This is a genomic window from Variovorax sp. P5_A3 (assembly GCF_056400665.1).
Map to the genome: position 1 here is coordinate 141,058 of NZ_JBFUKW010000025.1, position 11,036 is coordinate 152,093.

The following is an 11,036-nucleotide window of genomic DNA, read 5'->3' on the forward strand; positions in this document are numbered from 1 at the left end:
TGGGGCGTGTTTCATGGGTCTGTCTCCGTTCTTCGTCGATGGCCGTCTTTGCGGCCTCAGGGATTGGCCGCCACGGGGGGCGGCAGCGAGACCACGCTTTCGGCGGTCTTGATCGGCGCGGCACCGAGCCGCTTGTGGGCAATGCGCCGCTCCAGCCATTGCGCGAGCTGGGTCAGGCTGAAACACACCACGTAGAACGTCATCGCGAGGATGAAGAACACCTGGAAGGGCTTCGTCAGCAACTGGTTGTTGATCTGGTTCGCGGCAAAGGTGAGTTCCTGCACATTGATCACATAGCCGAGCGTGGTCTCCTTGATGGTGGAGATGAACTGGCTCAGCATGCTCGGCAGCATGTTGTAGAGGGCCTGCGGCAGGATCACGTACCACATGGTCCCGAGGTGGCTGTGGCCGAGCGCACGCGCTGCCTCGCCCTGTCCCTTGGGCAGCGCCTGGATGCCGGCGCGAACGACCTCCGACAGGTAGGCGCCCTCGTAGATCACGAGCGTGCACAGCATGGTCGTGAACCCCGAGACCTCGCGACCGATCAGGATCGGCACGAGGAAGTAGACCCAGAGGATCACCATCAGCAGCGGCACGCCACGCACCACGTAGACCAGCACGGCCGCAGGCCAGCTCAGCAGCCGCCACGGCGACAGCCGGGCCAGCGCCAGCAGCACCGACAGGGGAAACGCGAGCGTGATGCCGAGTACCGACAGGATCAGGGTCGCGGCGATGCCGCCCAGGGGGCCGTTCGGGTACTGGCCGATGAGCAGCAGCAGCCAGTTGTCGCGCAGGATCTCGAAGACGCTGTACATGGCTTACCTCGCCCCTGCGATGCGATAGCGCCTGGCGACGCCGGCGCCGATGGCCATGATGGCCAGCGACAGCACCAGGTACATCACCGTCGCGACGCTGTAGGCCTCGAAGGCCCGGAAACTCTGGCTCTCGACCTCCTTGACCGCGTGCGTCAGTTCCGCCACGCCGATGGCCATGGCCAGGCTGCTGTTCTTGAAGAGCGACACGCTGTGATTCACCAGCGCGGGGATCGCGTTGCGGATCGCCTGCGGCAGCATGACGTAGCGCATCGATCCGATGTAGCCGTGGCCGAGCGCCCTCGCGGCCTCGGCCTGCCCGCCCGGAATGGAACGCAGCCCCGAACGCATGTCCTCGCTGAAATACGCCGCCTGGCACAGGCCCAGGGCAATCACCGAGATGATCGCCTCCCCGTTGTGCTCGGACATCCAGGCCTGCACCCCATCGGGCAGCAGGCTGAAGATGCCGAAGTACCAGAGCATCAGTTGCACCAGGGTCGGGACGTTGCGGTGGTACGAGACATAGGCAGCGACCGCGCGCTCGGCGATGCGGTTGGGCATCAGCCGGACGACCAGCAGCACGATCGCGATCGCCATGGCCAGCAGCCACGAACCGGCCGCGATCTTCAGCGTCATTTCCACGCCATGCAGCAGCATGGCGCCGAACTCCGGCTTCAGCAGGACGGCCATCAGGTCGAAGTCTTTCATGCCCCGTGCCTCGTTGTGTGGTTGCGCTGGCGGAGGTTCCGACGCTCAGGCCCGCGGCTCTTGCGGCCGTGTGGTGGACAGGCCACCGGGAACCTGCAACGTCGGCGTGATTTCCATGTGGCCCACGTTCACCGCGATCGGCGCGGCGATCGCGAAGGCGATGGCATTGGCGATGTCTTCGGCCTTCGGCAGTTCGAAGCCTTCGACGAAGCGCTTGTAGGTTTCCTCGGAGTCGCCGTGCACGTGCGCGAAGATGTCCGTGGCGACGCGCCCCGGGCAGATCTCGGTGACGCGCACGCGCCGGCCGAACAGGTCGATGCGAAGCTGGCGCGACAGCATGCTCACCGCCGCCTTGGTCGCGTGGTAGGTGCTGTTGCCGTTGAAGTTGTAGGCGGCCGCGATCGAGCTGATGTTGATCACGTGGCCGCGATCGCGCTCCGCCATGCCCGGCACCACCAGCCTGCACAGGTGAAGCACGGCGCGCAGGTTCACGTCCACCAGCAGGTCGATGCCTTCGGCATCGGCCTTGAGGATGGAGCCGGGCCGGTCCACCCCGGCGTTGTTCACGAGCACGTCGAAGGGCACTTCCTTTGCCAAACGCGTGATGGCGTCCAGGTCGCCGACGTCGATGGCGTGCGGGATGCAGCCCGTGCGGGCCGCAAGTTCATCCAGCTTGCCGGCGCTGCGCGCGAGGGCGTGGACCTGCAGGCCTTCCTTGGACAGGCGCTCGACCACGGCGGCCCCGATGCCCGATGAGGCGCCTGTGACGAGAGCGGTCTTGTAATCGGAGAACGGCATCTTTGCGTCTTTCATTGAAGGAAATTCACTGTATCCAGCACCGGGATGCAGCGCCAAGACGGATTGGCTGTGGAGAGATAAGCCGTCCTTATGTCGCCCCTTGTCCGTGCATCGGACCCCGGGTCAACCCTCATGCCGCACCATGGGCGTGCTCGCCAACTGCTGCGAGATCGGCACGACGCGACCGTCCGCCTCGACGACTTCGCGCACCGCGCGCGCGAGCGCCACCGCGCCCGGCGTGTCGCCATGCAGCAGGATCGAGCGCACCTGCATCGGGATCCGCTTGCCGCCATAGGTCGTGACCGTGCCGTCGTCGAGCAGTTGCCGGACCCGGGCGAGCACGGCGTCGCGATCGTGGATCACCGAATCGGGCATCTTGCGAGGCACCAGCAAGCCATCGTCGTCGCAGGCGCGATCGGCCAGGAACGTGGTCGCCACGCGCAGGCCGCAGCGTTCGGCCGCCTCCTCGATGGCGCGGCTCGCGGACGAGCTGATGATGAGCCCCGGATCGAAATCGGCCACGGCGCGTACCAGCGGGCCCGCCAGGGCGGCATCGGCGGCGGCCATGTTGCCCAGGGCGCCGTGGAAGCTCATGTGCGTCATGCGATGGCCCGCGGATCGCGCCATGCCTGCAAGCGCGCCGAGCTGGTAGGTCACGTAGGTGGCAAGCTCGGCAGGGTCGATGTGCATCGGGCGGCGACCGAAGCCCTGCAGGTCCGGGAAGCCCACATGCGCACCCACGTCGACACCACGGGCGCGCGCCATGCGGACCGTGCGATCCATGATGACCGGATCGCCGGCATGGAAGCCGCAGGCGACGTTCGCGGACGAGACGATATCCAGCAGCGCCTCGTCCTCGCCCATGCGCCAGGGGCCGAAGCCCTCGCCGAGATCAGCATTCAGGTCGATGTCCATGGCTGTGCCCCTTTGTTTCTCGATCGGGAAAAAGTTCGACCAGCGCCGCGCCGTAGCCCACGATGCATCCGCTGTCGCTGCACACGGCGCTCACGCGACCGGCGATGGGTGCGTTGACGGGCAGCAGCAGCGGTCCGACCTGCAGCAGGCCGACTTCCTGACCCGCGAGTACCCGCTCACCGATGCGAACGATGGGTGCTTCGCCCTGCGGATGGGCGTGCAGAAACACACCGACGCTCGAGGCGGTCGCGATGGATCGCGCAGGATCGGGCGTGGGCTCTTCGATCTCACGCGCTGCGGCACCGTCGCGGCCCAGCCGCACTGTGCCGGTCGGAGTCCGCAGTTCCAGCAGGCCGATGTCGGTGTCGGCGAGCCACGCCGCCAGTTGCTTGAGTTGTTCCAGCGTCGGCATGTCATTGCTTTCGCGGTGCGCTGCGGTGGAGGTCCACCATGCGCCGGACCCTGTCGAGCCATGCCTCGGTCTCGTCGAGCGCGGCGACCGCCTCGGCCCAGGTGGTTTCGATGAAGCGGATGCGCCCGCCGATGGGCGCCTGGCCGAGCCGCCACAGGTCGGCCTCGATGACCGTGCCGATCTTGGGATAGCCGCCCGACGGCTGGGCATCGCGCATCTGGATGATGGGTTGCCCGCTGTGCGGCACCTGGATCACACCGGGGACGATGCCGTGCGAACGGATCTCCATCGGCGCGACGGGCTGCAGGGCTTCGCCGGCCAGGCGGTAGCCGTAGCGATCGCTCTGCGCCGTGATCTTCCATTCGCCGGCCCAGAAGGCCTTGCGCGACGCTTCCTCGAAGCCGGTGTACTCGGCCGCGGGCAGCACACGGACCGCCGCGACGCCCTCGATGTCCAACGGCAGCGTCAGCGCAGGCGGAACGAGTCCGAAACCCGTCCGGCACGGCTGATCGGCGCCGGCCGCGCGCAAGGCGTCGCCCTTTCTCAGCGCACGGCCTTCGTGTCCACCGAAGGCACCGCGCAACTGGGTGCTGCGCGAGCCCAGCACCTCCGGCACGTCCACCCCGCCGGCAACGCAGAGCACCGCGCGGCTGCCGCGCTGCGCCCCCCCCTGCGACAGGCCCAGCGTGAGCACCTGGCCTGCACGTGCCTGATGCACCCACCAGGGCATCAGCGACTGCTCGTCCAGGCGAGCCGCGCAATCGGCACCGGTCAGTGCGAACGCGCAGTCTTCGCCGAAGCGCACCCTGAACGGAAACACGGGCACCTCGATGGCCGCCGCATTGGCGTCGTTGCCGAGCATCAGGTTGCCGGCGGCCAGCGCCAGGTTGTCCATGGCGCCCGACGTGCCGACACCCCAGCGCAGGCTGCCCTTGCGCCCCAGGTCCTGCACCGTGGCGAGTGCAGCGGAAGAAAGGACTTCGATCATCGGACGATCCCTTCGACCCGGAACCGGATCATGTCGCCCGGCTGCAGCGCAGCGGGCGGGTCTTGCATCGGGTCGAAGAAGGACATCGACGTGCTGCCGATCGTGTTCCAGCCACTCGGCCCCGCCGAGGCCGACACGCCGGTCTGCACGCCGCCGATCGACACCGCACCGCCCGGGATGCTCAGCACCGGCACCTTGCGCCGCGGTGTGGCGATGCGCGGGTCCATGCCCCCGAGGTAGCAATAGCCCGGGTGGCTTCCCAGCGCATACACGGGGTACGTCGGCGCGCTGTGCAATTCGACGATCTCTTCCACGCTGAGCCCCGTGTGCGCCACCACGTCGGCCATGTGGGGACCGCCCTCCCCGCCGTAGATCACGGGGAGTTCGATTACCCGCCCCTGGAGCGGCAACGCGACTGCCGATTCCCAGGCGGACTGGAGGCGCGCCTCCAGCTCTGCAAGCGCGTCCGGGCTGCGCGGCGGCCGCGCAAAGGTCAGCATGAGGTTGTTCATGCCCGGCACGGCCTCGCGCACTTCCGGCCATGCCTGCGTTTCGTGGGCCAGCGCCCAGATGCGCTGCTGCGAAGCGAGCGCCATCTCGCCGGGCGCCTCGAACAGCAACGCGGTCGTGCCCAGCAGGCTGATCGATACGGAAGGTGCTTCCACGGGTGCCTTCCTGGCCGCGCGTGTCTTTGAAATCGTCCCCTGCGGACTCATGCCGCGCTCCTCTGCTGCAACCAGCGTTCGAGATGGTGGATGTCGACGCCGCCGGCGGCAAAGCCTGTATCGCGCAGGATCTCGCGGTGCAGCGGCACGTTGGTCGAGATGCCTTCGACCTGCATTTCGGCGAGCGCCAGGCGCATTCGATCGAGCGCGTCGTCGCGCGTATCGCCTCGCACGATGAGCTTGGCGATCATCGAGTCGTAGTACGGCGGCACCCGATAGCCGGCATGGGCATGGGAATCCACACGCACGCCGAAGCCACCGGGCACGCGCCATCCCGTGATCCGCCCGGGCGAAGGCGCAAAGGTCCCGGGATCTTCCGCGTTGATGCGGCATTCGATCGCATGGCCCTGGCAACGAACGTCGGATTGCGTCAGCGCCAACCGTTCGCCACGCGCGACGCGGATCTGCTGCTGCACGATGTCGATGCCCGTGGTCATCTCGGTCACGGGATGCTCGACCTGCAGGCGGGTGTTCATCTCGATGAAATAGAACGCGCCCCGCTCGTAGAGGAACTCGAAGGTGCCGACACCGCAATAGCCGATCTGGCGGCATGCCGCGGCGCAGCGCTCGCCGACCTCCGCGATCAGCGCCTCGTCGATGCCCGGCGCGGGCGCCTCCTCGATCACTTTCTGGTGACGGCGCTGGAGCGAGCAATCACGGCTGCCGAGCCACACCGCGTGGCCGTGGCTGTCCGCCAGGACCTGGATCTCGACGTGGCGCGGGTGCAGCAGGAACTTCTCGATGTAGACCTCGGGGTTCCCGAAAGCGCGGCGCGCTTCTTCGCGGGTCAGCGCCATCGCATCGAGCAGCGACGCCTCGTCGTGCACCACGCGCATGCCGCGACCGCCGCCACCGCCGGCGGCCTTGACGATCACCGGATAGCCGACTTCGCGCGCCAGCGCCTGGATCGCCGAAGGGTCTTCAGGCAGTCCGTCGTCCGGCCCGGGCACGCAGGGCACGCCGGCACGGCGCATCGCACGCTTGGCGGCGACCTTGTCGCCCATGGTGCGGATGCAGGCGGCGCTGGGGCCGATGAACGTGAGGCCGGCCTGCTCGACACGCGCGGCAAAGCCCGCGTTCTCCGACAGGAAGCCGTAGCCCGGATGAATGGCCTGCGCGCCGCTGACTTCGGCGGCGAACAGGATCGCAGACTGGTTGAGGTAGCTCTGGCCGGGTGCCGCGGGTCCGATGCACAAGGCCTGGTCGGCCTGCGACACATAGCCCGCATCGCGATCGGCCTCGGAGTGCACGACCACGGTCTTCAGGCCCAGGCCGCGGCAGGCGCGCTGGATGCGCAGTGCGATCTCTCCCCGGTTGGCGATCAGGACGGTATCGAACATGCCTTCAACCCTCCTGCGCGAAACGGAACAGCGGCTGCCCGGCTTCGACCTCGTCTCCCGAGCCGACCAGCACCGCGATCACGGTGGCGTCGTGATCGGCGCGCACTTCGTTGAAGACCTTCATGGCCTCGATCACACAGAGCGTCTGGCCCGCCTTGATCGATTGACCCGCGTGCACGAAGGGCGGATCGCCGGGCGTGGACTGCAGATGGACCACGCCATACAACGGCGCGCGGCATTCCGCCGATGCAGTTTTTTCCGGTCTCGCTTCGACGACGGCCACGGCGTCATCTACCGCATCGACCGCACCGCGCACTACAGGCAGGGCCGGCCGTCGCACCATGCCTGCCATCGCCGACTGCTTCACCAGCCGCAGCGTGCTGCCGTTTTCGCTGTACTCCAGCTCGGACAGGTCCGAGCCTGCCAGTGCGTCGATGAGCGTCTTGATCTGATCCTGATTCATGCCGGGCCTTGGTGGCCGCCGCGTTCCGCGAACGCGTGACGACTGGCATGAAAGGTAACGGGCCGCCGGCCCAAAGCCAAAGACGGATTGGCTGTGCCGGGATAAGGCCCGCTTATGACAAGGCGGTCAGCTCGGGCTCCGGCGTCGATGCCACCGTGCCGGCGAGGTCGACCACCAGCTCCAGCAGGATGTCCTTGACCGCCTGCGCCGGCTCGGACAGCGGCAGGTGGTCGGACTGGCACAGGGCCAGCGGCGCCTCGATCACCGGCTCGACGATCTGGAACTGCCAGGCACCGCAGGCCGCCACGACTTCCCGTGCCATCGAGGCAGGGAGGATGCTCGCGCCCAGCCCGTCCGCGATGGCGGCGGTGAGCGTGAAGGCCGATTCGATCTCGGCCACCACGTGCGGCACCATCCCCGCGCGGACGAAGGCCGCATCGACCAGCTTGCGCACGACGTTGTAGGGGCGCGGCAGCATCAGCTCCATGTCGCGCAGGTCCGCCAGGCGTACAGGCGCGGCGGGCGCCGGCGTGCTGGCCGGACCGACGAGATACAACGGCTCCTTGAGCAGCGGCAGGAAGGTCAGCCCGTGAATGGCCTTGTCCCCATAGAGCACGGCCAGGTCCATCCGGCCGTTCATGATGAGCTCGCTGAGCGTGGTGCCGTAGTTCTCGTTCAGGTAGAGCAGGATGCCGGGGTGTCGCGCGCGAACGGTGCGCAGCAAGGGCAGCGACAGCGCCGAGGCAGCCGTTCCGGGCGCGAGGCCCACCGACACCTGCCCCGACAAGCCTTCGCCGGCCGCCTCCATGTCGACGCGTGCCTGCTCGCACTGCCTGAGGATGATCTGCGCATGCCGGTAGAGCACCTTGCCCGCTTCCGTCGGCGTGACGCCGCGCTTGGTGCGCACGAGCAACTGCTGCCTCACCTCCCCTTCGAGCGTCGCGAGTTGCTGGCTCAAGGCGGGCTGGGCGATGAAAAGAACCTCGGCGGCCTGCGTCAGGCTGCCGATGTCCACGATCTTCACGAAGTATTTGAGGCGTCGAAGGTTCACACCCTGTCCCCAAGCAAAAGCCAAGCCTAGCACCGCCCCACCAGAGTGCCTATCGGGCCGCACCATAAGCTGAGCCTATCGAACCAGAGCGATCTTGTCTTGGCCGAGTCGGGGGGATCTGCGTACCGTTACGCCCCAGTGCATCCCACACCCCCAAGGAAGATCCGTGAACACCTCCCGCATCGCCGCCCGCGTCCGGCGCATCAAGCCATCGCCCAGCACCTCCGCCGCCGACCGGGCGAACGAGTTGCGCCGCCAGGGCAAGTCCATCGTCAACCTGGTGGTCGGCGAGCCTGACTTCGACACCCCGCCGCACATCCGGCGTGCCGCCGCGGAGGCGATGGACAGGGGCGCGACGCGCTACACCCTGATGGCCGGCACCGTCGAACTCCGGCAGGCGATCGTCGCGAAGCTGGAGCGCGAGAACGGCCTGCGCTATGAAATGAGCGAGATCATCGCCACCAGCGGGGCCAAGAGCGCGATCTACAACGCCTTCGCGATCACGCTGGAGCCGGGCGACGAAGTCATCATTCCGGCCCCTTACTGGGTGTCGTATCCGGACATGGTGCTGGCCTGCGAAGGCGCACCGGTCACCGTGGCCTGCCCGGAGTCCAACGGCTTCAAGCTCACGCCGGCACAACTGGAGGCGGCCATCACGCCGCGTACGCGCTGGCTGCTGATCAATTCGCCGAGCAACCCGACCGGCGCAAGCTATACGGCCTCCGAATACCGCGCGCTCGCCGATGTGCTGCTGCGGCATCCGCACGTGATGGTGATGACCGACGACATCTACGAACACATCCGCTTCGACGGCGAGACGACACCTCACATCCTCGCGGTGGAGCCCGGCCTGCGCGATCGCACGCTGGTCGTCAACGGCGTGTCAAAGACCTACGCGATGACCGGCTGGCGCATCGGCTACGCGGCCGGGCCGAAGGACCTGATCACGGCGATGGACACCCTGTTGTCGCAATCCGCCGGCAACTGCTGCTCGATCAGCCAGGCCGGAGCCGCTGCGGCACTCAATGGCGACCAGAGCTTCGTCGCCGAGAGCGTGGCGGTCTACAAGCAGCGGCGCGACCGGACGCTCGCGCTCATCAACGCGATTCCGGGCCTGAGCTGCGCCACGCCGCCCGGCGCCTTCTACCTCTACATCAACTGCGCCGGGCTGATCGGCAAGGAGACGCCCGCCGGCAAGGTGTTGAGCGAAGACGGCGATGTCGTCATGTACCTGCTCGAAAGCGCAGGCGTGGCGACGGTCGCCGGTACGGCCTATGGGCTCTCACCCTACTTCCGCCTGTCCATCGCGACTTCCATCGAGATCCTGGAAGAAGGCTGCTCGCGCATCGCACGTGCGGTTGCCGAGTTGCGCTGAGCACACGAATCCACTGCCCCACGCCCCCACATCGAGAAAGCACCATGCCCTACAAAGCCATCCGCAAGAACCCGTCGGCCCAGCAGGTCGACCCGAAGATCCTCGCCGCACTGCGGGGGATACCCGTCGCGGCAATGAGCGACAACATGCACCGAAACATCGGCACCACGGGCCTGAGCCCCTATCACCGCCCCGTCGCCCAGACCATGGCGGGCACGGCCGTCACGGCGCGCTCGCGCGGCGGCGACAACCTGACCTACCTCCGCGCCCTGGAGTTCTGCCGTCCCGGCGACGTCCTGGTGATCGACGCCGGCGGCATCCTCAACAACGCGGTGGTCGGCGGCATTCTGTCGTTCTACGCTGCCCACATCGGCGTCCTGGGCGTCGTGGTCGACGGCGCGATCCGTGACGTGGCCGAGATCAGGGCACGCGAGTTCCCGGTCTACGCGCGCGGCGTCACCCATCGCGGCCCCTACAAGGACGGCCCCGGAGAGATCAACGTGCCGATCTCCGTGGGCGGCATGGTGGTCAATCCCGGCGACATCGTGGTCGGCGACCAGGACGGCCTGATGGCATTTCCGCCGGACGAGGCGGAGCTCCTGATCGAGAAGGCGCTTGCGCATCTGGAGACCGAAGCCGAGACGATCCGGGCCATGAAGGAAGGTCGCTGGGACCGTTCGTTCATCGACGCGCTCGAGGCGCGCTGCCCGAACTGAGCCAGAGATACAGTACTCCCGACTGAACCCCTTCACTGTTGGAGATCCGCTTGCACTCCGTCCTCAAGTCCTTCGACCTTGCCGGTCGAACCGCCCTCCTCACCGGCTCCAGCGCCGGCATCGGCTATGCACTCGCACGCGGCCTGGCCGGCGCGGGCGCCCGCGTGATCCTCAACGCGCGCTCGGCCGAGAAGCTCGAGAAGGCCGCCGCCCAATTGCGCGAGGAAGGCGCCACGGTCTTCACCGCCGCCTTCGACGTCAGCGACGGCAACGCGGTGAACAGCGCCGTCGAACGCATCGAGGCCGAGATCGGCCCGATCGACATCCTTGTCAACAACGCGGGCATGCAACGCCGCGCACCGCTGGACCAGTTCGAGGAGGCCCACTGGCACGAACTGATGAAGACCAACCTCGACAGCGTGTTCCTGGTCGGCAAGGCCGTCGCCCGGCACATGATCGAGCGCAAGCGCGGCAAGATCATCAACATCTGCTCGGTGCAGAGCGAACTGGGCCGCCCCGGCATTGCGCCCTACACCGCCAGCAAGGGCGCGGTGAAGATGCTCACCAAGGGCATGGCGATCGACTGGGGCCAGCACGGCATCCAGGTCAATGGCATCGGGCCCGGCTACTTCAAGACCGAGCTCAACGATGCGCTGGTGAAGAACCCGGAGTTCTCCAACTGGCTGATCGGCCGCACGCCCTCGCGGCGCTGGGGGGACGTGGAAGACCTGGT

The 11,036-nt window shown here is 67.5% G+C and carries 13 protein-coding genes; 3 read left to right on the forward strand and 10 right to left on the reverse strand.

Translation table 11 applies throughout. The annotated features are described in order from the left end of the window. Positions 1 to 56: 56 nt before the first annotated feature. The 10 genes from AC1D3B_RS29105 to nac form a co-directional block, all read right to left on the reverse strand. Positions 57 to 815, reverse strand: a complete 759-nt coding sequence (locus AC1D3B_RS29105) for an amino acid ABC transporter permease (RefSeq protein ID WP_478194142.1) — start codon at positions 813 to 815, stop codon at positions 57 to 59. 3 nt (positions 816 to 818) lie between these two features. Continuing rightward, a complete protein-coding gene (locus tag AC1D3B_RS29110) occupies positions 819 to 1,520 on the reverse strand; it encodes an amino acid ABC transporter permease (RefSeq protein WP_478194143.1) in 702 nt (233 codons plus the stop codon). A 45-nt stretch (positions 1,521 to 1,565) separates the two neighbouring features. Then, positions 1,566 to 2,318 carry an SDR family oxidoreductase gene (locus AC1D3B_RS29115; protein ID WP_478194162.1) on the reverse strand — a complete coding sequence of 251 codons (753 nt, stop codon included), beginning with the start codon at positions 2,316 to 2,318 and terminating at the stop codon, positions 1,566 to 1,568. A gap of 123 nt (positions 2,319 to 2,441) precedes the next feature. After that, entirely contained in the window at positions 2,442 to 3,233 is a 792-nt protein-coding gene (locus AC1D3B_RS29120) for a LamB/YcsF family protein (protein ID WP_478194144.1), read from the reverse strand. After that, positions 3,211 to 3,645, reverse strand: a complete 435-nt coding sequence (locus tag AC1D3B_RS29125; protein ID WP_478194145.1) for an acetyl-CoA carboxylase biotin carboxyl carrier protein — start codon at positions 3,643 to 3,645, stop codon at positions 3,211 to 3,213. The genes AC1D3B_RS29120 and AC1D3B_RS29125 overlap by 23 nt, the downstream gene beginning before the upstream one ends. 1 nt (position 3,646) lies before the next feature. Next, the gene (locus tag AC1D3B_RS29130) at positions 3,647 to 4,633 is read right to left on the reverse strand and encodes a 5-oxoprolinase subunit C family protein (RefSeq protein ID WP_478194146.1); all 987 of its coding nucleotides are present in this window, start codon (positions 4,631 to 4,633) and stop codon (positions 3,647 to 3,649) included. After that, positions 4,630 to 5,298: a 5-oxoprolinase subunit PxpB gene (gene pxpB / locus AC1D3B_RS29135; RefSeq protein ID WP_478194147.1), complete on the reverse strand. Its 669-nt coding sequence runs from the start codon at positions 5,296 to 5,298 to the stop codon at positions 4,630 to 4,632. The genes AC1D3B_RS29130 and pxpB overlap by 4 nt, the downstream gene beginning before the upstream one ends. 47 nt (positions 5,299 to 5,345) lie before the next feature. Then, positions 5,346 to 6,698, reverse strand: a complete 1,353-nt coding sequence (gene accC, locus AC1D3B_RS29140) for an acetyl-CoA carboxylase biotin carboxylase subunit (protein WP_478194148.1) — start codon at positions 6,696 to 6,698, stop codon at positions 5,346 to 5,348. A gap of 4 nt (positions 6,699 to 6,702) precedes the next feature. Next, a complete protein-coding gene (locus tag AC1D3B_RS29145; protein WP_478194149.1) occupies positions 6,703 to 7,161 on the reverse strand; it encodes an acetyl-CoA carboxylase biotin carboxyl carrier protein in 459 nt (152 codons plus the stop codon). A gap of 112 nt (positions 7,162 to 7,273) precedes the next feature. Further along, positions 7,274 to 8,212 (reverse strand): nitrogen assimilation transcriptional regulator NAC, encoded by a 939-nt coding sequence (nac, locus tag AC1D3B_RS29150; protein WP_478194150.1) that lies wholly within the window; start codon positions 8,210 to 8,212, stop codon positions 7,274 to 7,276. Positions 8,213 to 8,378: 166 nt separating this feature from the next. On the opposite strand from nac, the gene AC1D3B_RS29155 reads away from it, so the two are divergent. The 3 genes from AC1D3B_RS29155 to AC1D3B_RS29165 all read left to right on the forward strand — a co-directional run. After that, positions 8,379 to 9,587, forward strand: coding sequence for an aspartate transaminase (locus AC1D3B_RS29155; protein ID WP_478194151.1), 1,209 nt, complete (start codon positions 8,379 to 8,381; stop codon positions 9,585 to 9,587). 44 nt (positions 9,588 to 9,631) lie between these two features. Next, on the forward strand, positions 9,632 to 10,303 hold the full coding sequence (locus AC1D3B_RS29160; protein ID WP_478194152.1) for an RraA family protein: 672 nt from the start codon (positions 9,632 to 9,634) through the stop codon (positions 10,301 to 10,303). Between the two features lie 50 nt (positions 10,304 to 10,353). Continuing rightward, positions 10,354 to 11,036, forward strand: a 683-nt coding sequence (locus AC1D3B_RS29165) for an SDR family NAD(P)-dependent oxidoreductase (RefSeq protein ID WP_478194153.1), incomplete at its 3' end; no start/stop codon positions are given.

Excerpts from the sequence above, each read along its gene's own strand:
- AC1D3B_RS29120 (WP_478194144.1), bottom strand. The coding sequence starts at position 3,233 with ATGGACATCGACCTGAATGCTGATCTCGGCGAGGGCTTCGGCCCCTGG.
- AC1D3B_RS29125 (WP_478194145.1), bottom strand. The coding sequence starts at position 3,645 with ATGCCGACGCTGGAACAACTCAAGCAACTGGCGGCGTGGCTCGCCGAC.
- AC1D3B_RS29105 (WP_478194142.1), bottom strand. The coding sequence starts at position 815 with ATGTACAGCGTCTTCGAGATCCTGCGCGACAACTGGCTGCTGCTGCTC.
- AC1D3B_RS29115 (WP_478194162.1), bottom strand. The coding sequence starts at position 2,318 with ATGCCGTTCTCCGATTACAAGACCGCTCTCGTCACAGGCGCCTCATCG.
- accC (WP_478194148.1), bottom strand. The coding sequence starts at position 6,698 with ATGTTCGATACCGTCCTGATCGCCAACCGGGGAGAGATCGCACTGCGC.
- AC1D3B_RS29130 (WP_478194146.1), bottom strand. The coding sequence starts at position 4,633 with ATGATCGAAGTCCTTTCTTCCGCTGCACTCGCCACGGTGCAGGACCTG.
- AC1D3B_RS29145 (WP_478194149.1), bottom strand. The coding sequence starts at position 7,161 with ATGAATCAGGATCAGATCAAGACGCTCATCGACGCACTGGCAGGCTCG.
- AC1D3B_RS29160 (WP_478194152.1), top strand. The coding sequence starts at position 9,632 with ATGCCCTACAAAGCCATCCGCAAGAACCCGTCGGCCCAGCAGGTCGAC.
- AC1D3B_RS29110 (WP_478194143.1), bottom strand. The coding sequence starts at position 1,520 with ATGAAAGACTTCGACCTGATGGCCGTCCTGCTGAAGCCGGAGTTCGGC.